Origin of the sequence: Kitasatospora albolonga (assembly GCA_002082585.1) — a bacterium.
GTDB classification, from domain to species: Bacteria; Actinomycetota; Actinomycetes; order Streptomycetales; family Streptomycetaceae; genus Streptomyces; species Streptomyces stephensoniae.
Map to the genome: position 1 here is coordinate 7,543,163 of CP020563.1, position 22,736 is coordinate 7,565,898.

Below are 22,736 nucleotides of genomic sequence, written 5' to 3' on the forward strand. Positions count from 1 at the left end.
TGTCGGTGAGCACCCGCGCACGACTAGGCTCGGCCGACGTCACTGCATGCCATTTGGGGAAGGGTGGGCATGAAGCCGTCCCGGCCGTTGTACGAGCGTGAACCGGAACTCGCCGCTGCCGCGAAGGCGGTGGACGATCTGTGCGGAGCGCAGGCCGTCGGCGGGCTCGTGGTCTTCAGCGGGGAGGCGGGGCTCGGCAAGACGGCCCTCCTCGCCGAGATCCGGGCGATGGCCGCCGACCGCTGCACCATCTGGTCCGCCCGGGGCGGCGAGACCGTCACCTCCGTACCGTTCCATGTCGTACGGCAGTTGCTTCAGCCCGCGCTCGACCAGTTCCCGGCCGACGAGAAGCGGTCCCTGTTCGGGGACTGGTACGACACCACCGCGCCCGCGCTCGGCCTCGCCGAGCCCAGCGGCCCGCAGCCCGACCCGCAGGGTGTCCGGGACGGCCTCGACTACGTCGTCGCCCGGCTCGCCTCCCGCCTCAGCCACCGGCCGTTACTGCTTCTGGTGGACGACGCCCACTGGGCGGACGGCGAATCCCTCACCTGGCTGGCCTCGTTCACCGCCCGCCTCGGTGAACTGCCGCTCCTCGTCGTCCAGGCGTACCGGCCGCAGGAGATGGCCGAGCGCAACGCGAGCTATGTCGCCGACCGCGAGGCCGAACGCGGTTCGGACGGCGACAGCACGGTCACCCGGGTCGCCCTGCGCGCGCTGACCCCGGACGCCACCGCCGAACTGGCCCGCGCCGCCCTGGGCGAGCACGCCGACGACCCGTTCTGCCGCGAGGTGTGGGCCGTCACCGGGGGCAACCCGTACGAGGCCGTCGAGCTGGTCGCCAAGGTCCAGGACCAGGAGCTGGCGCCGGTCGAGGAGTCGGCCGGGCAACTGCGGGAGCTGGGCGCCTCCGCCCGGGGCAGCGGGCTCGTCGCCCGGCTGGAGCGGCTCGGCACCAACGCCAACCGGTTCGCCTGGGCCGCCGCCGTGCTCGGTACCGACATCTCCCAGGAGCTGGCCGCCACCCTCGCTGGGATGAGTCCGGCGGAGGCCGCCGACTGCACGGCCCGGCTGCGTGACGCCCGTATCGTCAGCGGTTTCGACCCGCTGGAGTTCGTCCACCCGCTGATCGCGACCGCCGTCTACCGCTCGATCCCGCCCGCCACCCGCACCGCGATGCACGGCCGCGCCGCCTGGGCCATCACCCGGGCCGGTCTCGGTGCCGCCGCGGCCTCCCGGCATCTGCTGGAGGTCCACCCGGACGACGACCAGGAACTGGTCGCCCAGCTCCGCGAGGCCGCCGGCCAGCACCTCGCCGTCGGCGCCCCCGAAGCGGCCCGGCGCTGCCTGGAACGGGCCCTGGAGGAGCCGCCCCGGCCCAAGGACCGCGCGGTCCTGCTGTACGAGCTCGGCTGCGCCACCCTGCTCAGTTCCCCGCCCACCACCGTGCAGCACCTGCGGGCGGCCCTGGACATGCCGGGGCTCGACGACGGCCTGCGGGTCGACGCCACGTTCCGGCTCGCCGCCGCCCTCGCCCACAACAACCAGCTCAAGGACGCGGCGCTCTCCCTGGCCGCCGAAGCGGCCCGTACGGCTCCGGGACCCGGCCTGATGCGGTTGCAGGCCGCGCACTTCATGTGGGAGGGCATGCAGGTCACCGAGGACGACGGCCGGGCCCGCTCCCGCCGTCTTGCCCGCAACGCCGACCATCTCAAGGGCCGCGACAACCCCGAGCGGGCGCTGCTCACCCTGCGGGCCTTCGACGCCATGCTGCGCGGCGAGAACGCCCAGCTCATCGTCGACCTGTGCGAACGCGCCCTGATCGACGGCAGCCCCGCACGCGGCCTCGGCTGGACCGACTCCGAGTGGGGCTTCGAGCTGCCCACCATGGTCGGCATCACCTACGCCTTCACCGACCAGCTGGACCGGGCCGAGAGCCTCTTCGGTGAAGCCGTGCGGGCCTTCGAGATCTCCGGCTGGAGCGGGGCCCACCTGGCGTTCGCCCACACCCTGCTCGGTATGGTCCACCGCCGTCGCGGCCGTCTCGCGGAGGCCGAGGGCTTCCTGCGCGAAGGGCTCCGCCTGGCCGACCGTGTCGGCTCCGGCCTGCCCGTCCACTGGGACGCGGCCTGCCTGCTCATCGACACGCTGCTGGCCCGGGGCCGGATCTCCGAGGCCCGCGTGATCGCCGACCGCTACCGCTTCGGACCGCCCTACCCCAGCGCCATGGTGCTGCCGGACGGCCCGTGCATCCGGGGCCGCCTGCTGCTCGCCGAAGGCCGTAAGGAGGAGGCCATCGCCGAGCTCGAGGCGGCGGGCGCCGGCCTGGAGGCGCGCGAACGGTTCAACGGCATCTGGGCGCCCTGGGCCGGTGACCTCGCCCGGGCGCTGGCCGACGACGACCCGGGCCGTGCGGCGCACCTCGCGGCCCGCGCCCGGGTGCACGCCGAACGGTTCGGCACGGACACCGCCATCGGCGAAGCCCTGCGCTGCGTCGCACTCTTCGCACCGCCCGAGGAGGCGGAGCAGCTCCTCGCCGACGCCGTCCGCCATCTGGAGCGGTCCTCCTCCGCCTACGAGCACGCGCTCGCCCGGGTCGACTACGGGATCGCCATCGGCTCGCACCGGGAGCTGGCCCGGGCCCAGAAGCAGGCCATGGCCTGCGGAGCCGAGGGGCTGGCGGCCCGCGCCCAGCAGGCGCGGACGTCGATCCGGTCCTCGGAGTGAGGTAATGTTTGTCCTGCGACGCCGCCCCGGGCAACCGGGCGGAGGAGCATCGGGACGTGGCGCAGCTTGGTAGCGCACTTGACTGGGGGTCAAGGGGTCGCAGGTTCAAATCCTGTCGTCCCGACTGGAGACAGTCGCAGATCAGGGCCGGTTTCGGAGCAATCCGAAACCGGCCCTGAAGTCGTTGCATCTCCCGCGACTCCAGGGCGCTTCGCAGCACCTGGCGCAAGTCGCTGAGTGCTTCCTCCCCTGACGAGGCGCGACCGCTCGGGCTCGCACTCAGCGCGGCCGCGGCGGCCCGTCCGGTGGCCTGTGCGGGGCCGCCGTGGTCAGCCGGGCGACCAGCTCCCGTTTCAGGACCTTGCCGCTGGGGCCGAGGGGGAAGGCGTCCACGAACTCCACCCGGCGCGGGTACTTGTACGGTGCCATCCGCTCCCTGCTCCAGGTGACGATCTCGGCGCCCAGGGCCGGGCCCGGCACTGTGCCGGGGCGGGGTCTCACCACCGCGCACACCTCCTCGCCGTGGACGGGGTGGGGGAGTCCGACGACGGCTGCCTGGGCGATCGCCGGGTGGTGGGCCAGGACGTCCTCCACCTCGCGCGGGTAGACGTTGTACCCGCCGCGCAGCACCACGTCCTTCTTGCGGTCGACGACGGAGAGGTAACCCTCGTCGTCCTTGACGCCCAGGTCGCCCGAGCGGAACCAGCCGTCCACGATGGCCTCGGTGGTCGCCTCCGGCCGGTTGAGGTAGCCGGCCATCACGTTGTGCCCCCGGATGACGATCTCCCCCGTCTCGCCGACGGGCAGCAGCTCGATCCTGTCCTCCACCTCGGCTCTGGCGATCTCGACCTCGACGCCCCAGATCGGCCGGCCCACCGTGCCCGGCCGGAGCGGCCACGCCTTCTGGTTGTAGGCCACCACCGGGGAGGTCTCGGTGAGTCCGTACCCTTCGAGGACCGGGCAGCCGAACGTCTCCCGGAACGCGTCCAGGACCGCCACCGGCAGCGCGGCGCCGCCGGAGAACGCGCGGTCGAGCGCGGGCCTGCGCGGGTCGGCGCGGGCCGCGTCGAGGAGGGCCGTGTACATCGTCGGGACCCCCATGAACACGGTGCAGCCCTCCCGCACCATGAGGTCCAGCGCGCCCGGCCCGTCGAACCGGGGCATCAGCACCAGGGTCGCCCCCGCCCGGAAGCAGGTGTTCATGCCGCAGATCTGACCGAAGGTGTGGAACAGCGGCAGACAGCCGAGCAGGACGTCGTCCGCGGTGAAGTCGAACGGCGACAGCATGGTCGTGTCGACGTTCATCACCACGTTGAGATGGGTGAGCAGGGCGCCCTTGGGGCGGCCGGTGGTGCCGGAGGTGTAGAGGATCACCGCGATGTCCTCGGGCGCGCGCGGCACCTGACGGTCGATCGGGGTGCTCCCTGCCGCGAGCGCGTCCAGCCGTGGCGCGGATGACCTTTCCTCTTCCATGACGGTGAGTACGGGCGTGCCGGTGGTCTCCGCCGCCCTGCCGCCCTCGGCCAGGAGCGGGGCGGCGCAGATCAGTGCCGCCGCCCCGGAGTCCTGGAGGACGTACGCGATCTCGTCCGCCCGGAGCAGGGCGTGGACCGGGACCGCGATCGCGCCGAGCGCGAGCACACCGAAGTAGGCCGACGGGAAGTGCGGTGTGCTGGGCAGCAGCAGCGCCACCTTGTCGCCGGGGCCGATGCCCCGCGCGCGCAGCGCCGCCGCGTATCTCCGTGCCTCGTCCCAGAGTTCGCGGTAGGTGATCTTCCGCGCACCGGACACGACCGCCGGGTGCTCCGGTCGCCGTAGCGCGGATTCGGCGAGGATGGACGCCACAGAGAGGGTCACGGGCGTCTCACCCGCTCGCTTCCACGGCGAGGCGCGCCTTGTCCGGTTTGCCGACGCCGGTGAGGGGCAGAGCGGGGCGGATGTGGATCTGCGCGGGAACGTGCTTGGGCGAGATGGCGGCCCGGATGTGTTCCGCCAGTCCGCCGGGGGTGGCCGTGCCCGCCTCGCGGAGCACCACGGCGGCGTGCAGGTGCTCGATCCGGTCCCGGTCCCGGACGCAGAAGACGGCGGCCTGCACGACATCGGGATGGGCCAGGAGGGCGTTCTCCACGGTCACCGGATGGATCTTGATGCCATTGGTCTTGATCACCTCGCCGATCCGGCCGCGCAGATGGAGGTAGCCGTCACCGTCGACGAAGCCGAGGTCACCGGTGTGCACCCAGCCGTCCCGTACGGTCCGGGCGGTGAGTTCGGGCTCAGCCACGTACTCGCTCATCGTGAACGGCGACCGTACGCAGACCTCGCCGGTCTTGCCGGGCGGCAGGTCGCGGTGGTCCTCCGGATCGGTGATCCGGACCCAGTCGGGCATCGGCCGGCCGACCGTGACCCGCAGCCGGGGATCGAGGTGCTCGGCGGGCGAGAGCATGCTGACGAAGCCCGCCTCGCTGGTCGCGTACACCTGGATCAGTACGTCCCCGAAGACCTTGACCGCCTCGCCCAGCCGTTCGGGGGACGCGGGGGAGCCCACGTACGTGACCATCGTGAGGCTGGAGAGGTCGGTCGAGTCCACCTCCGGATGGTCCATGAGCAGATACAGCTGGGGAGGGGAGAGCAGCATCCGGGTGATCCCGTGCCGCTCGACGCAGCGCAGCACATCACCCGGGTCGAAGCCGTCCCGCAGGACCACCGAGCCGCCGGACGCGAGTGAGTCGTCCGCTGTGGCGCCGCTGGAGTGGCTCAGCGGCAGGCAGGCCAGATAGACCGACCGCCAGCCCATCTGCAATCCGGCGGAGATGAAGCCGTTGCGGGCCCGGAAGTCGAAGGCGATGCCCTTCGGCTCACCGGTCGTCCCGCTCGTGTACGTCACCACCGCGGGCCGGTCGGGTCCGATCTCGACGGCGTCCAGGTCCAGAGCGTCCGGGTCCCCGGCCGTCAGGTCCAGGACATCGGGGCCGAGTTCGCCGAGTGCGGCGAGGGTGAGCGGGGTGCCCAGCCGCTCGCGCAGCTCACGGGCGGCCGCGAGGTTCTCCGCGTCGACGGCCAGATACGTCGCACCGGTCTCCCGGAGGACCTTGAGCTTGGCGTCGGCGGCCAGATGGTCCGCCGGGTCGACCGCGTTGGTGGTGTGCAGATGGACCACCGTGGCCCCGGCCAGATTCGCGGCGTACCGCAGGACCAGGGTCGGGGCGGTGTTGGTGACGGTCAGGATGGCGACCACCGCCCCGCCGTCGGTCCCGCCGGTGTGCCGGTGCAGGACCTGCGCGGCCGACCGGACCAGAGTGGTCAGCTCCGCCGCGGTGAGCGTCTTGTCGCGCCAGGACAGGACGACTTTCTCCGGTTCCGCGGAGATCACCTGAAGGATCTGGCTGACATACGTTTCGTTCGACGGCATAGGAAACTCCAGTGGTGCCGTGTCGAGGAATTTCCGCAGAGCCTACAACAAGCAAATCAGGTATACCAGGAGTGCGAATTCAAGAAACGGGTGCGCGGGCGGTTTCGAATTGTCGCAGGCCGCGCCATCGAAGTGATATGCCGCCCTGAGACAATACCCTCTACCGGTTCGGCCCCCGCATCGGTTCGGTCTTCGGAGAAAAGGGTCTTCATGAACCATTACCTGGAGCACTTCTCGCGGAATATGGGGGAAGGTGGGGTACCGGAGGCGAAACGGGAGTTCCTCGAGATCGGCCGGCTCGCCGGGAAATTTCCGGCGGCCCGGAGCCTGCGGGACGGGGTCACCTCCGAGATCAGCGTGTGGTGCAGCAACGACTACCTGGGAATGGGCCAGCACCCGCTGGTACTGGCGGCGACCCGCGAAGCCCTCGACGAGTACGGCGCCGGCTCGGGCGGCTCCCGGAACATCGGCGGGACCAACCACTACCACGTGCTGCTGGAGAAGGAACTCGCGGATCTGCACGGCAAGGCGGACGCCCTTCTCTTCACCTCCGGGTACACCGCCAACGACGGAGCCCTCACGGTTCTCGCGGGCCGCCCCGAGAACTGCGTCGTCTTCTCCGACGAGATGAACCACGCCTCGATCATCGACGGACTCCGCCACAGCGGCGCCGAGAAACGCATTTTCCGCCACAATGACACGGCGCATCTGGAGGAGCTGATATCCGCCACCGATCCCGACCGGCCGAAGATGATCGTCATGGAGTCGGTCTATTCGATGGGGGGTGATGTCGCCCCGCTCGCCGAGATCGCCCGGATCGCCCGTGAGCACGGTGCGATGACCTTCCTCGACGAGGTGCACGCGGTCGGGATGTACGGGCCGGAGGGAGCCGGTATCGCCGCGGGCCTGGGCATCGCGGACGAGTTCACCGTCATCATGGGGACGCTCGCCAAGGGGTTCGGTACCACCGGGGGATACATCGCCGGTCCCGCCGAGCTGGTCGACGCGGTGCGCGGCCTCTCCCGTCCCTTCATCTTCACCACCGCCCTGCCCCCGGCGGTCGCGGCGGGCGCGCTCGCCGCGGTCCGGCATCTGCGCACCTCGGAGGAGGAACGCGACCGGCTCCGCGAGAACGCGCGGCTGACGCACCGGCTGCTAAGGGAACACGGCATCCCCTTCGTCTCCGACGGGTCCCACATCGTCTCGATCTTCGTCGGGGACGACGCACTCGCCCGGCGCATCTCCGCGCTGCTGCTGGCCCGCCACGGCATCTACGTCCAGGCCATCAACGCGCCGAGCGTGCGCGTGGGCCAGGAGATCCTCAGGAGCGCACCCGGCGCGGTCCACGAGTCCGCGGAGGTCGAGGGGTTCGTCGCGGCACTGGACGGGATCTGGCGGGAACTGGGGGTGACGCGGGCTCAGGGCCCGCACGGGTCTCCCGTAACGGACGGCTGACCCGCCCCACGGGGCGCGCGATTTCTCCGCCGCCCCATGCGTGGCCGTGGCGCGCGGCTCTCTTCAGCGCTCCGCGAGGCGTGGGCAGCTCTCTTGCGCGCTCCGCGAGGCGTGCGCGGCTCTTTCGCGTCGCTCCGCGAGGGGTGCGCGTGGCTCTCCTGCGTCGCTCCACGCCGCTCTCCCGCGTCCTCCGCGACCCGCCCCCACGGGGTGTGCGCGGCTTTCCTCCACCGTTCCGTGACCCGCCCGCTCCCCGTACCCGCGTCCTGTCGCGGCCTGCGCTATCGGGCCGCTATGCGACGTCGGCAAGATCGACGTCGCAGGTCCGGTGGCGGTACACGCCGGGCATGACGAAGGCGTCCCGACCGACGCGCGACCCGTGACCCGTGGGAGCGGGCACCCCGCCACGGTCCGGTGACTGATGGTCCTGCTCGCCGTGAAGGAGTCCGAAAACACGATGGCGCACCCCGACGGTACGGAAGCACCGCTGCTGTGGACGCTGGCCGGCAGCGGCAAGGAGTCGCTGGCGGCCGGTGCGCGCGGCCTGCACGCGTACCTGGCCGGTCGTGACGACTGGAGCCCCCAGGACATCGCGCTCACCCTCGCGCGCACCGCTTCCCGGGGGAGCCGACGGGCGGCACTGGTGGCGGACGGCCGGGACGGATTCCTGCGGCGGCTGGACGCGCTCGCCGACGGCAGGAGCATGCCCGGCCTGGTGGAGGGCGCCGCCGGGGCCGGTCGCCGGGTCGCCTTCGTGTTTCCCGGACAGGGCGCGCAATGGCCCCGGATGGCGGTGGACCTGCTGGACGCCTCCCCGGTGTTCCGCGACCGGATGGACGCGTGCGCGCAGGCCCTCGAACCGTTCCTCGACTGGTCGCCCATCGACGTGCTCCGCGACCCGGACGCGCCGGGCGCACCCGCCGGGGACCGGGCCGACGTGGTGCAGCCCCTGCTGTTCGCCGTGACGGTGTCGCTCGCCGCGCTGTGGCGCTCCCACGGTGTGGAACCGGCCGCCGTGCTCGGCCACAGCGTCGGCGAGGTCACCGCCGCCGAGGTCTCCGGAGCGCTCTCCCTGGACGACTCCGCGCGGGTGGTGGCCCTGTGGAGCCAGGCCCAGGCGACCCTGGCCGGGCAGGGCGACATGGTCTCCGTCATGGCCCCGGCCGACGAGATCGAGCCACGGCTGCGCCGCTGGGAGGGCCGCCTCGTCGTCGCCGCGCACAACGGCCCCCGGTCCGTGATCGTCTCCGGCGACCGCGACGCCGCGGCCGAACTCCTTGACGGCCTGGCCGCCGACGCGGTGCACGCACGGCGGATCGCCGTGGGCCTGGCCGCCCATTCCCCCCACATCGACGCGATCATCCCCCGGATGCGCGCCGACCTCGCCCCGATCCGCCCCCGTACACCGCGGCTGCCGTACTACTCCGGACTGACCGGCGGACGACTGGACGCCCCGGTACTGGACGCCGACTACTGGTGCCGCAACCTGCGCAACCCGGTCAGGTTCCACCAGGCGGCCGGGGCCCTGCTGCGGGACGGGCACGGCGTTCTGCTGGAGGTCAGCCCGCACACCGTACTGACCTCCGCCCTCACGGACTGCGCGGAGGAACACGGCGCGCAGGCCGCCGTCCTCGGGACGCTGCGCCGGGACCAGGGCGGCCCGGGCCGGTTCCTGACCTCGCTCGGCGACCTGTACGTACGCGGAGTCACCCCGGAACGGGAAACACTGTCCGCCGAGGAGCAGGTCACGGCCCGGGACCTTCCGGCGGCTGTCCTGGCGGCGCTCGCGGAAGCCGGTCCGGCGGACACGGACGGGCCGGACGGCGCGGGCGGTGACGGGGACGCCGCCACCGCGTTCCGCGCGGAGCTGGCCGGAATGGACGTACGGGAGCGGCGCGCCGCGCTGGCCCGGCTGGTGGGCGAGGAGATCGCCGCGCTGACCGGGCGGTCCGACCCCGTACCCGCCGAACTGGCCTTCCTCGACCTGGGATTCGACTCCGTCACCGCCGTGGAGCTGCGCAACCGGCTGGGCGCGGCGACGGCGCTGCGCATCCCGGCCACGGTCGTCTTCGACTGCCCGACCCCGGCGGCCCTGACCGCGTACCTCTGCGCCGAGATCAGCGGCGACCGGCCCGACACGAACCCGGACGCGGACGGGCCGGTGCGACGGCCGGTGGACGACGACCCCGTGGTGATCGTCGGGATGGGCTGCCGCTACCCCGGCGGTGTCGGCAGCCCCGACGAACTCTGGAACCTGGTGTCCGCAGGCACCGACGCCGTGTCCGCGCTCCCCGACGACCGGGGCTGGGACACCGCCGGACGGTACGACCCCACGCCGGGGACGCCGGGCCGGTACTACCAGCGGGAGGCGGGCTCGCTCGCCGGTGCGGCCGAGTTCGACGCGGAGTTCTTCGGCATCTCGCCGCGCGAGGCCGCGGCGATGGACCCGCAGCAGCGGCTGCTGCTGGAGACGACCTGGGAAGTGCTGGAGCGGTCCGGGATCGACCCCGCCACCCTGCGGCGGACCCCGACGGGCGTCTACGTCGGGGCGATGACCATGGACTATGGCCCCCCTCTCGAACAGGGCGCCGACGAGGGCGGCCACCTGCTGACCGGCAACACCGGAAGCGTCGCATCGGGCCGACTGGCCTACACCCTCGGGCTGGAGGGAGCGGCGGTCACCGTGGACACGGCGTGCTCGTCCTCGCTGGTGGCCCTGCACCTCGCGGTACGGGCGCTGCGCTCGGGCGAATGCTCACTGGCCCTGGCCGGCGGAGCGACCGTGATGTCCACGGTCGGCATGCTCGTGGAGTTCAGCCGTCAGGGCGGTCTCGCCCCGGACGGCCGCTGCAAGGCGTTCGCGGCGGCCGCCGACGGCTTCGGCCTGGCCGAGGGCGTGGGGATGCTGCTGCTGGAGCGCTTGTCGGACGCACGGCGTCACGGTCATCCGGTCCTGGCGGTGGTACGGGGTTCGGCCACGAACCAGGACGGTGCGAGCAACGGTCTGACGGCACCGAGCGGCCCGTCCCAACAGCGGGTGATCCGTGCGGCGTTGGCCGATGCGGGGCTGGTGGCGTCGGACGTGGACGTGGTGGAGGCGCACGGTACGGGGACGCGGTTGGGTGACCCGATCGAGGCGCAGGCGTTGCTGGCGACGTACGGTCAGGACCGGCCGGTGGACCGTCCGGTCTGGATCGGCTCACTGAAGTCCAACATCGGCCATACCCAGGCCGCGGCGGGTGTGGGCGGTGTCATCAAGTCGGTGCTGGCGATGCGGCACGGGGTGATGCCGAAAACGCTGCATGTGGACGGTCCGACGCCTGAGGTGGATTGGTCGGCCGGGGCCGGGCAGTTGCTCACGGAGTCCCGTACGTGGGATGACGCGGGCCGTCCGCGCCGGGCCGGGGTTTCCTCCTTCGGTATCAGCGGGACCAACGCGCACGTGATCCTGGAGGCTGTCCCGGCCGAGGCTCCTCCGGCCGGGGCGGTGGAGGATGCCTCGCGTCCTGGGGCGGTGGTGTGGCCGGTTTCGGCGCGCGGTGCGGAGGCTCTGCGGGCACAGGCGGGCGCGTTGGCGGCACGGGTGCTGGCGGAGCCCGGGCTCGATGTGGCGGACGTGGGTTACTCGCTGGCGGTGGGGCGTGCGTCGTTCGAGCACCGCGCGGTGGTGGTGGGCGGGGACCGGAGTGAGCTGCTCCGTGGGGTGAAGGCGCTGGCGGAGGGGCCTTCGGCAGCGGTGTCCGGCGGCGGAGTGGTTTCCGGCCGTTCGGTGGTGGTGTTTCCGGGTCAGGGGTCGCAGTGGGTGGGGATGGCTGCGGAGCTGTTGAGGGAGTCGGAGGTCTTCGCCGGGCGGATGGGTGAGTGCGAGCGGGCGTTGGCGCCTTATGTGGATTGGTCGTTGGGGGAGGCGTTGGGGTCGGAGCGGTTGTTGGCTCGGGTTGATGTGGTGCAGCCGGTGTTGTGGGCGGTGATGGTGTCGTTGGCGGAGGTGTGGCGGTCGTTCGGTGTGGTGCCGGATGCGGTGGTGGGTCATTCGCAGGGTGAGGTTGCGGCCGCGTGTGTGGCGGGTGGGTTGAGTTTGGAGGATGGGGCGCGGGTGGTGGCCTTGCGCAGTCGGGCGGTGGGGGTGTTGGCGGGGCGGGGTGGTATGGCGTCGGTGCCGTTGCCGTGTGATGTGGTGCGTGAGCGGCTGGGCGTGTGGGGTGGCCGGTTGTCGGTGGCGGCGGTGAACGGGCCTTCTTCGACGGTGATTTCGGGTGATGCCGACGCGGTCGCCGGGCTTGTGGAGGAGCTCACCGGTGAGGGCGTCCGGGCCCGTCGTGTCGAGGTGGACTACGCGTCGCACTCCTCGCATGTGGAGGAGATCCGCGAGCAGTTGCTTGTCGACCTGAAGGACATCACCCCGCGTTCGGGCTCGGTGCCGTTCTATTCGAGCGTGACCGGTGGCCTGTTGGACATGAAAGCCCTGGACGCCGAGTACTGGTACCGGAATCTGCGCGAGACCGTCGAGTTCGGGAAGGCGACGGAGGCGCTGTTGGGGGAGGGCTTCCGGTTCTTCGTCGAGGCAAGTCCACACCAGGTGTTGGGTGTTGCGGTGGGGGAGTCGGTCGAAGCGGCTGGTGTGGAGGCCGCGGTGCTGGGGACCCTGCGGCGTGATGAGGGCGGGCCGGAGCAGGTGCTGCGTGCGGTGGGGCGCGCGTGGGAGCGCGGGTTGGGAGTCGACTGGTTGGGGGCGTTCCCCGGGGCTCGGCGGGTCGAGTTGCCCACGTACGCCTTCCAGCGCAGCCGCTACTGGCTGACCGCCCCCGCCGCCGTCCCGGCCGCCTCCGCCGAGGACCGCTGGGACGAGCTGGAATCACAGGACCCCGCCCGGCTCGCCGAAACCCTCGGGGTCGGCCGTGCGGCCCTGGACGAAGTCCTGCCCGCCCTGGCGGCCTGGCGCTCCGTCAGAAGCCGTGAGCGCAAGGCGGAATCCTGGCGCTACCACGTTGCCTGGGCACCCCTGTCGGTCGCACCGGCGGACGGTCTCGCCGGTCGCTGGCTCGCCCTGCGCCCCGAGGGCGACGAGGCGGCGGCCGTCCTGGACACCCTCGGCGAGGCCGGGGCCGACCTCCTCCCGTGCGTCGTCGCCGATCCGGGCGCGACCCGCGGACAACTGGCCGCCCTGCTCACGGAGACCGCGGAGACCGCCGGGGAGCAGCCGATCGCCGGAGTGCTGTCCCTCCTCTCCTGGGAGGAGCGCCCCCACCCCGACCACCCGGACCTGCCCGGCGGTCCCGCGCTCACCCTCGCGCTGGCCCAGGCGCTGGAGGACGCGGGCATTGACGCCCGGCTCTGGACGCTGACGAAGGGAACGGCGGTCCTCGGCGGCGCGGAGCGGCCCGGACACGTCGGTCAGGCCGCGTCCGCCGCCCTGGGCCGGACGCTGGCACTGGAGCACCCGCATCGCCGGGGCGGTCTCATCGACCTGCCCGAGGCGCTGGACGTACGGGCCGCCCGCCGCCTGTGCGCGGTGCTCGCGGGAGCCGTGGCCGACGAGGAACAGGTGGCGGTGCGCTCCACCGGGGTCCACGGACGCCGCCTCCGGCCCGCCCCGCCGTCCGTACCGCCGAAGGCCGGTGAGGGGGGCGCGGCCGACCGGGCACGTACGCGTCCGCGATGGCAGGGTACGGTCCTCGTCACCGGTGGCACCGGTGGCGTCGGCTCGCACACGGCGCGCTGGCTCGCGGGCCGGGGCGCGGAGCGGCTGCTGCTGGTCAGCCGTCGCGGTGCCGACGCACCCGGTGCCGACGCGCTGCGGGCGGAACTGACCGCGCTGGGCGCCGAAGTGGCCTTCGCGGCCTGCGACATCGCCGACCCGGCCGCGCTGGCGGCGCTGATCGCCGACATCCCGGCGCGCCACCCGCTCTCCGCCGTCATCCACGCGGCGGGCGTCCTCGACGACGGTGTGCTCGACGCGCTGGACCCCGCGCGGCTCGCCGTGGTGCTGCGCGCCAAGCTGACCGCCGCACGCAACCTGCACGAGGCCACCGCGGATCTCGACCTGTCGGCCTTCGTGGTGTTCTCCTCGGTGATGGGCGTCGTGGGCAACGCCGGGCAGGGCAACTACGCCGCCGCCAACGCCGCCGTGGACGCACTCGTCGCCGCCCGCCGGGCCGCTGGGCTGCCCGGTACGTCCGTGGCCTGGGGAGCCTGGGCCGGGCCGGGCCTGCTGGCGGACGAAGTCGCCGCGCGGCTAAGGGACTTCGGCATGCCGGTGATGGAACCCGAAACGGCCGTCACCGCGATCGGCCGGGCACTCGAGGAGGACGACGCGCTGGTCCTGGTCGCCGATGTCGACTGGCGGCGCTTCACCACGGGCATGGGCCTGCGGGCCGCCGCCCTGCTCGACGGGATACCGGACCCGGCCGCCGCGAGGCCCGCCCCCGGCACCACCGCACCGTCGGCGGCCCGGGAAGGCGGCGGCTCCGCGGACGACCTGCGGCAGCGGATCGCCGCACTGCCGCGCCACGAGGACCGGACCAGGGCCCTCACCGAACTCGTACGTACCCACGCGGCAGCGGTCCTGCGCCATCCCGACGCCGACGCGGTCCGGTCCACGAAGGCGTTCTCCGCGCTCGGCTTCGACTCGCTGACGGCGGTCGAGCTGCGCAACCGGCTCGCCGCCGCCACCGGACTGGCCCTGCCCGCCGCCGTCCTGTTCGACCATCCCACGCCCTCGGCACTGGCCGACCGGCTGCTCGCGGACCTGGACCTGGGCCCGGACCTGAACCTGCCGGACGTGTCGAGCGGCACCGCCGGGTCCGCCCGGTCCGTCGGCGCCGAGGCGGGCCGGGCGGCGGAGTCCGGCAGCGGCGAGCCGATCGCGATCGTCGGCATGGGCTGCCGCTTCCCCGGCGGGGTCGTACGGCCCGAGGACTTCTGGCACCTGGTCTCGAAGGGCATCGACGCCGTCGGCGACTGGCCGTCGAACCGGGGCTGGGACACCGAGGGGCTGTACGACCCCGACCCGGACCGCCCCGGCACCACGTACAGCAGGCAGGGCGGCTTCCTGCACGATGTCCCCGAGTTCGACGCGGAGTTCTTCGGCATCTCACCGCGCGAGGCCCTGGCCATGGACCCGCAGCAGCGGCTGCTCCTGGAGACCGCCTGGGAAGCGGTCGAGGGTGCCGGGCAGGACCCGACCGCGCTGAAGGACCGGCAGATCGGCGTCTACATCGGTACCAACGGCCAGGACTACTCCGCGCTGCTGGAGGGGGCCGAGGGAATCTCCGAGGGCCACCTGCTGACCGGGAACACGGCCAGCGTGCTGTCGGGACGGCTGTCCTACGTCCTCGGCCTCCAGGGGCCCTCGCTCACCGTCGACACCGCGTGCTCCTCCTCGCTGGTGGCGCTGCACCTGGCCGTGCAGGCACTGCGGCGCGGCGACTGCGAGCAGGCCCTCGCGGGCGGGGTGACGGTGATGAGCACCCCGCGCCTCTTCGTGGAGTTCAGCCGCCAGCGCGGGCTCGCCGCCGACGGGCGGTGCAAGGCGTTCTCGGCGGAGGCGGACGGCACGGGCTGGGGCGAGGGCGCCGGAGTGCTGCTGCTGGAACGCCACAGCGACGCCCTGCGCCATGGCCACCCCGTACTCGCGCTGATCAGCGGCACCGCCGTGAACCAGGACGGCGCCAGCAACGGGCTCACCGCCCCCAACGGCCCGTCCCAGCAGCAGGTCATCCGTGCCGCCCTGGCCGACGCCGCGCTGCGGGCCGACCAGATCGACGCGATCGAGGCCCACGGTACGGGGACGAAGCTCGGCGATCCCATCGAAGCGCAGGCGCTCCGGGCCGTCCACGGACCCGACCGCCCGGCGGACCGCCCGCTGTGGCTCGGCTCGGTGAAGTCGAACATCGGGCACACCCAGGCCGCCGCCGGGGTGGCCGGGGTGATGAAGATGGTGCTGGCCATCCGCCACGGCGAACTGCCCGGAACCCTGCACGCCGGTACGCCCAACCCTCACGTGGACTGGTCCGGCGGCGGCATCCGCCTGCTCACCGCGCACACCCCGTGGCCGGAGACCGGGAGCCCGCGCCGGGCGGGCGTGTCGTCGTTCGGCATCAGCGGCACCAACGCCCACGTGATCATCGAGCAGGCCCCTGCCATCGCGGCCGTGCCCGCCCTGGACCGGGCCGATGCTCCGGATCTGGCTGATGGTCTGGGCGGGGCTGATGATCTGGGCTGTACCGAAGCTCCGGATCTGATCGGCGCTCTGGGCCCGGCCGACGCTCAGGACCGGACCGGCACCCCGGACGTGCCCGCCTCGGACACCGCTCCCACCGCCCCCACCGCCGCGACAGCCCTCGCGGCGGTCACCGCCACCCCCACCGCCCGCCGTACCGGCCCGCCCGTACCGCTGCTGCTCTCGGCCAGGACCCCCGATGCCCTGCGGGCCCAGGCCGGCCGGTTGCTGAGCCGGCTCGATGCCGACCCGGACCTCGAACTGGCGGACGTCGCCTACTCGCTCGCCACGGGACGCGCCCCGCTCGAACACCGGGCCGCCGTCCTGGGGCGGAACCGGGCGGCCGTCCGGAGCTCGCTCACCGCGCTCGCGCGCGGCACGTCGGCGGGTCGGCTGCTCACCGGCGGCGCCGTGCGCTCCGGCCGGACCGCCTTCCTCTTCCCGGGGCAGGGCAGCCAGCGGGCCGGAGCGGGTGCGGAGCTCTACCGTGACGACCCGGTGTTCGCCGACGCCCTCGACGAGGTGCTGACCGGCCTGGACCCGCATCTCGACCTCCCCCTGCGCGACATCCTGTTCGCCGAACCCGGAACGCCCGGTGCGGAGTTGCTCGACCGCACCCGGTACACCCAGCCCGCGCTGTTCGCCCTGGAGACGGCGCTGTTCCGGCTCGTACGGCACTGGGGTGTGCGGCCCGACCTGCTGATGGGGCACTCCATCGGTGAACTCGCCGCCGCCCACGCGGCGGGCGTCCTGGACCTGCCCGACGCCTGCGCGCTGGTGGCGGCCCGGGGACGGCTGATGGACGAACTGCCCGGGGGCGGGGCGATGGTGGCGGTGGAGGCCACCGAGGACGAAGTGCGCCAGGCCCTGCTGGACGACCGCACCGGGCACCCCGCCCCGGAGCGGGAGGCGGACCGGGACGGGGTGGACATCGCCGCCGTCAACGGGCCCGCGTCGGTGGTCCTGTCCGGTGACGCGGACGCGGTACGGCGCCTGGCCGGGGCGTTCCGCTCCCGGGGGCGGCGGACCCGCCGCCTGAGCGTCAGCCACGCGTTCCACTCCGCCCGGATGGACGGGATGCTCGACGCGTTCCGGGAGGTGGCCGAGTCGCTGACGTACCACGCTCCCGGCATCGAGATCGTCTCCAACCTGACCGGGCGTACGGCCACGGCCGCGGAGCTCCAATCCCCCGACCACTGGGTACGCCACGTCCGGGACACCGTGCGCTTCCTGGAAGGGGCCCGTCGACTGCGGGCCGAGGGCGCGACGACGTACCTCGAGATCGGACCGGGCGGAGTGCTGTCCGGCATGCTCCATGGCTGCCTCTCCGATCCCGATCCCGATCTCGACTCCAGCCCCGGCCCCGGCCCCGAGGTCACCCCCACGCCTGCCCCCGGCCCCGGCGACACCGGGACGGTGCCGCTGCTGCGTGACGGCCGTGCCGAGCCGGACGCGGTCCGCACCGCCCTCGCCTCGCTCCACCTGCGGGGCGTGGAGGTGGACTGGTCGGTGGGCTGGAGCGGCACCGACGTACGGCGGGTCGACCTGCCCACCTACGCCTTCCAGCGCAGGCGCTTCTGGCCGGAAGCCGCCCCGGACCCGGCCCCCGCCGCCTGGCGCCGCCGGAGCACCGCGGTTCCCGCCGGTCCCCGCCGCCACCGCATCGCCTGGGAGCCGCTCACCGTACCCGCTGAGCCCCGCCTCTCCGGCCGCTGGCTGCTCGTCACACCGGACGGGCCCGGCGCCGAGGACACCGCACTCGCCTGCGAACAGGCCCTCGCCGGACATGGCGCCGACGTGGTCGTGATCCGGGTCGGGACCGCCGTCGAACGCGCTGAACTGGCCTTGCTGCTGCCGGAGTTCGGCACCCTGGAAGGCGTCCTGTCCCTGCTGGCCCTGGCCGAGGACTCCCACCCGGACCCGCAGACGCCGGACGCCTGCCTGACCGGCACCCTGCTGCTGCTCCAGGCCCTGGGCGACAGCGGCATCGACGCCCCCCTGTGGTGCGCCACCCGTGGCGCGGTGGCGGCCGACGGCACGGAGGAGGTCCGTCCCGGGCAGGCCCAGGTATGGGGCCTGGGCCGGGTGGCGGCACTGGAGCACCCGCTGCGCTGGGGCGGCCTGGTCGATCTGCCGGACCCGCTGGACGGGCCCGCGCTGGACGGGCTGTGCGCGGTGCTGGCCGGACGGGACGGCGAGGACCAGGTGGCGGTACGCGCGCCGGTACCGCTGGGCCGTCGGCTCGTCCCCGCGCCGGAGCCCGCGACACCCGCGCCCGCACCGTGGACGGTGCGCGGCACGGTCCTCGTCACCGGCGGCACCGGCGGCCTCGGCGCCCAGGTGGCGCGCTGGCTCGCGGAGCGCGGGGCGGAACACCTCGTCCTGCTCAGCCGACGGGGCCCCGAGGCCCCCGGCGCCGACGGGCTGACCGACGCCCTGGCGGCACTCGGCGCCCGAACCACCCTGCTGGCCTGCGACGTTGCCGACCGCGCCGCGCTGGAACAGGTCCTGGAGCGGCTGCGCGACGCGGGTGACACCGTACGGGCCGTGGTGCACACCGCCGGACTCACCTCGGACACCCCGCTGATGGACTGCACACCGGAGGAACTGGCCTGGCTGACGGCGGCCAAGACGCGCGGCGCGACCCACCTCGACGCCCTGTTCGACGGCCAATCCCTGGACGCCTTCGTGCTGTTCTCCTCGATCTCGGGCACCTGGGGCAGCGGCGGCCAGGGCGCGTACGCGGCGGCCAACGCCTACCTGGACGGCCTCGCCGCCGCGCGGCGCGGCCGGGGCCTGACGGCGACCTCGGTGGCCTGGGGCCCCTGGGCCGGAGCGGGCATGGCCGCCGGTGCCGTGGGCGAAGGGCTGCGCCGCCACGGACTGGTGCCGATGGCTCCCGACGCGGCGCTCTCCGCGCTCGGCCTGGCGCTCGCCCTGGACGAGGGCGAACCGGTCGTCGCCGAACTCGACTGGAACCGCTTCGCGCCCACCTTCGGTTCGGTGCGGGACAGCGCGCTGCTGCGCGGCCTGCCGACCCTCCCGGAGCCCCGGGCGGCGGCGGACGCCTCCGCCGGGTCCGGACCCGGTACGGGCGGTGAACCGCCGTGGCGGCACCGGCTGAGCCGGCTGTCCGAGCCCGAGGGCCGCAAACTGCTGACGGAACTGGTCCGGAGCGAAGCGGCCGCCGTGCTGGGCCACGACTCGGCCGCCGGGTTCGCCGCCGACCGCCCGTTCCGTGAGGTCGGCTTCGACTCGCTCACCGCCGTCGAACTCCGCAACCGGCTGGTCGCGGCCACCGCCCTGCCGCTCGCGCTCACCTCCGTATTCGACCACCCGACGGCCGCCGACCTCGCCGCGCACCTCTTCACCGAGCTCAAAGGCACGGAACCGGACGCCGATGGCACGACCGGTACCAGCGGCGCGACCAGCACGGCCGAGGCTGGCTCCGCAGCCGTCGTCGGTGCCGCCGCCGGGCCCGTGGCGGCCGATGAACCCCTGGCGATCGTCTCCATGGCCTGCCGGTTCCCGGGCGGCGTCCGCTCGCCCGACGACCTGTGGCGACTCGTGGCCGACGGAGTGGACGCGGTCACCGCGCTGCCCGACGACCGGGGCTGGTCGCTGGAGACCCTCTACGACCCCGACCCCCTGAACCCGGGCACCTTCTACACCACCGGGGGCGGATTCCTGGACGGGGCGGCCGAGTTCGACGCGGAGTTCTTCGGCATCTCCCCGCGAGAAGCACTCGCCATGGACCCGCAGCAGCGACTGCTGCTCGAAACCAGCTGGGAGGCGCTGGAGCGGGCGGGGCTCGATCCCGCGTCGGTACGCGGCAGCGAGGGCGGCGTCTACGTCGGCGTCGCCGCCCAGGGGTACGGCACCGGCCCGCAGAACCCGTCCGACGAGGTCGAAGGACACCTCCTCAGCGGCACGGTCACCAGCGTCGCTTCCGGCCGCGTCGCCTACACCCTCGGACTCGGCGGCCCTGCCGTCACCGTGGAGACGGCCTGCTCGTCCTCGCTGGTGGCCCTGCACCTGGCCGGTCAGGCACTGCGCGCCGGTGACTGCTCGTTCGCCCTGGTCGGCGGTGCCGCGGTGATGGCGAGCCCGGACGTCTTCGTCGAGTTCAGCCGCCAGCAGGGCCTGTCGCCCGACGGCCGCTGCCGCTCCTTCGCCGAAGGGGCCAACGGTACGGGCTGGGGCGAAGGGGTGGGCGTCCTGCTCGTGGAACGCCTCTCCGACGCGCGCCGCCTCGGGCACCCCGTACTGGCCCTCGTACGGGGGACCGCGGTGAACCAGGACGGTGCCAGCAACGGCCTCACCGCCCCGAGCGGCCCCGCACAGCAGCGGGTGATCAAGGCCGCGCTGGCCACGGCGGGGCTGTCCGGCGCCGACATCGACCTGGTCGAGGCGCACGGCACCGGCACCGTACTCGGGGACCCGATCGAGGCCCAGGCGCTGCTGGCCACGTACGGCCAGGACCGGCCCGCCGAACGGCCGTTGTGGCTGGGGTCGTTGAAGTCGAACATCGGGCACACCCAGGCCGCCGCCGGGGTCGCCGGGGTCATCAAGACGGTTCTCGCCCTGCGGAACGGTGTTCTCCCCGGCACCCTGCACGCCCAGGAGGCGTCCAGCCGGGTGGACTGGTCGGCCGGTGCCGTACGGCTGCTCGCCGACGCCCGCCCCTGGGACGCCCCGGACGGGGGCCGGCCGCGCCGGGCCGGTGTCTCCGCGTTCGGCATGAGCGGCACCAACGCCCATGCCGTCCTGGAGGAAGCCCCCGCCGCCGACCGCATCCTGAAGGAAGCACCGGCTGCCGACGGCCTCTTGGAGAAGGCACCCGAAGCCCCCGCCGCCGACCGCATCTTGGAGGAAGCCCCCGGCGCCCCGGAGCCCCACGGCACGCCCGGCGAACCGTCCGATGACACCGGGACCACGGTTCCGTGGCTGATCTCCGCCATGACCCCCGAGGCCCTGCGCCGACAGGCGCGCCGACTGGGCGAGCATCTGCGGGCCCACCCCGACGGGGGCACCGCCGGCCCGGCCCGCGCGCTCGCCACCACCCGCCCCGCCCTGCCCTTCCGGGCCGCCGCCATCGGCCGCGACCGCGACACGCTCCTCGGCCGGCTGGACGCCCTCGCGGCGGGAGAACCCGCGCCCGACACCGTACGGGACCGGGTGCGCGGCGGCCGTACGGTCTTCGTCTTCCCCGGCCAGGGCTCGCAGTGGGCCGGCATGGCCGTGGCCGCGCTCGACACCTCCGAGACGTTCGCCACCGCCATCGCCGCCTGCGAACGGGCGCTCGCCCCGCACACCGACTGGTCCCTGACCGAGGTGCTGCGCGGCGCGCCCGGCGCCCCGGCGCTCGACCGCGTGGACGTCGTCCAGCCGGTGCTCTTCGCCGTGATGGTCGCGCTGGCCGCGCACTGGCGCGACACCGGGGTCACCCCGGACGCGGTCGTCGGCCACAGCCAGGGCGAGATCGCCGCCGCGTGCGTCGCCGGAGCGCTGTCGCTCGACGACGCGGCCCTCGTCGTGGCGCTGCGCAGCCGGGCGCTGCTGAGGCTGGCGGGACGCGGCGGCATGGTGTCGGTCGCCGCCTCCGCCGAGCGGACCACGCGTCTGCTGCCCGCGGGCGGACGGATGTGCGTGGCCGCGGTGAACGGCCCCGGAGCCGTGGTCGTCGCCGGGGAGCCCCAGGAACTGGCCGCCCTGCTCGCGGCCTGCGACCGCGAAGGCGTACGGGCCAAGGCGATCCCGGTGGACTACGCGGCCCACTCGGCCCAGGTCGCCGAGATCGAGGACGAACTGCGGGAAGCCCTCACCGGGATACGCCCCCGCGCCTCGGCCGTCCCGCTCCACTCGACGGTGACCGGCGAACCCGTCGCCGGAGAAACGCTCGACGCCTCCTACTGGTACCGCAACCTGCGCGAGCCGGTCGGCTTCGCCGGGGCCACCCGCACCCTGCTGGAGGCGGGTCACACCCTGTTCGTCGAGGTCAGCCCGCACCCGGTGCTGCTCGCCGGGATCGAGGAGGTGGCTGCGGAGGCCGGGCGCGAGGTGTCGGCGGTCGGTACGCTGCGGCGCGGCGACGGCGGCCGGGACCGGCTGCTGGCCTCACTGACCGAGGCATGGGCGGCCGGTGGCGGCCCGGTGGACTGGTCGCCCTGGACGGGAGCCCCGGGGCCGGACGCCCCGCCCCTCCTCCCGCTGCCGACCTACCCCTTCGAACGCGACCGGTACTGGCTGCCCACACCGGGCCGGACGGCCTCCGCCGCGGCCCCGGTCACCACCGGGGTACCGGCGGAGGCCAACGGCGAGGGCACGGCGGAGGCCGTACGGGACGACGACGGCGCCCCCGCCGTACGACTGGCCGCCCAACTGGCCCCGCTGGACCGGCAGGCACGCCGCCAAGCGGTCCTCGACCTGGTCATCCGGCACGCGGCGGCGGTCCTCGGCCATTCCGGAGCCGGTCCGGTGCGCCCGGAACGCTCCTTCTCCGAGGTCGGCTTCGACTCGATGCTCGCGGTCCGGTTCAGGAACGCCCTGTGCGAGGCCACCGGGGTGGCCGTCCCGCCGACGGTCGTCTTCGACCACCCGACGCCCGAGGCGCTCGCCGCCTACCTGGACGCGGAGCTGTCCGCCGCGCCCGAACCGCCCTCGCCCCTGCTGGCCGAACTGGACCGGCTGGCCGAACTCCTCGCGGCCGTACCGCCCGGAGCCGTCGATACCGACGGGGTCGGCAAACGGCTGGACGAACTGCTGCGCGGCTGGGACCGGCGTACCGGCACACCGGGTGGCGAGGAACCACCACCCGGCCCGGTGGACGACAAGGCCACCGCCACCGCCACCGCCACGGAAACGGCGACAGCGGACGAGCTGTTCGCCCTGCTCGACAACGACTTCGGCAACGCCTGAGAGAGAGCT

5 protein-coding genes and 1 tRNA gene are annotated in these 22,736 nt (G+C 73.8%); 4 read left to right on the forward strand and 2 right to left on the reverse strand.

Annotated features, from left to right (window positions below; genetic code table 11):
- Positions 1 to 69: 69 nt before the first annotated feature.
- A complete protein-coding gene (locus tag B7C62_33040) occupies positions 70 to 2,724 on the forward strand; it encodes a hypothetical protein (GenBank protein ARF76572.1) in 2,655 nt (884 codons plus the stop codon).
- A gap of 50 nt (positions 2,725 to 2,774) precedes the next feature.
- Positions 2,775 to 2,848: transfer RNA gene (locus B7C62_33045), tRNA-Pro, on the forward strand.
- A gap of 155 nt (positions 2,849 to 3,003) precedes the next feature.
- Here B7C62_33045 and B7C62_33050 read toward each other — a convergent pair.
- Together B7C62_33050 and B7C62_33055 are read right to left on the reverse strand one after the other, a co-directional pair.
- Complete coding sequence (locus B7C62_33050) at positions 3,004 to 4,581, reverse strand: long-chain fatty acid--CoA ligase (GenBank protein ID ARF76573.1); 1,578 nt, start codon at positions 4,579 to 4,581, stop codon at positions 3,004 to 3,006.
- 7 nt (positions 4,582 to 4,588) lie between these two features.
- Positions 4,589 to 6,133: an amide synthetase gene (locus tag B7C62_33055; protein ARF76574.1), complete on the reverse strand. Its 1,545-nt coding sequence runs from the start codon at positions 6,131 to 6,133 to the stop codon at positions 4,589 to 4,591.
- Between the two features lie 210 nt (positions 6,134 to 6,343).
- Between B7C62_33055 and B7C62_33060 the strand changes: the two genes are divergently transcribed.
- A complete protein-coding gene (locus B7C62_33060) occupies positions 6,344 to 7,588 on the forward strand; it encodes a 5-aminolevulinic acid synthase (GenBank protein ARF76575.1) in 1,245 nt (414 codons plus the stop codon).
- 457 nt (positions 7,589 to 8,045) lie between these two features.
- Positions 8,046 to 22,727 carry a polyketide synthase gene (locus B7C62_33065; protein ID ARF77490.1) on the forward strand — a complete coding sequence of 4,894 codons (14,682 nt, stop codon included), beginning with the start codon at positions 8,046 to 8,048 and terminating at the stop codon, positions 22,725 to 22,727.
- The last annotated feature ends 9 nt before the right edge of the window (positions 22,728 to 22,736 follow it).